Source organism: Pseudomonas sp. Kh14, from assembly GCF_900291005.1.
Classification (GTDB): domain Bacteria; phylum Pseudomonadota; class Gammaproteobacteria; order Pseudomonadales; family Pseudomonadaceae; genus Aquipseudomonas; species Aquipseudomonas alloputida.
Genome location: NZ_OLKJ01000205.1, coordinates 1 through 253, shown reverse-complemented (window position 1 = coordinate 253; position 253 = coordinate 1). Strand labels below are relative to the sequence as shown.

Genomic DNA, 253 nt, shown 5'->3' with positions numbered 1-253 from the left:
GGTCAGCAAGGATCCGGTAGGCCACAAGGGCGCACGGCTGACCACTCAGGTCTCGCTGGCCGGGCGCTACCTCGTTTATGTGCCCGGTGCCTCCTCGACCGGTATCAGCCGCAAACTGCCGGACACCGAGCGCCAGCGACTCAAGGAGATCCTGCGCGAGGTGGTGCCCGCCGACGCGGGGGTGATCATCAGGACCGCATCCGAGGGGGTGAAGTCCGATGACATTCGCGCGGACGTCACCAGGCTGCAGGAG

Annotated in this window: 1 protein-coding gene; it reads left to right on the top strand. The window is 66.8% G+C overall.

Features of this window, described 5'->3' with window-relative positions; genetic code table 11:
- On the top strand, nt 1-253 hold a 253-nt coding region (locus tag FQ668_RS27840), incomplete at both ends, for a ribonuclease E/G (RefSeq protein ID WP_178097216.1).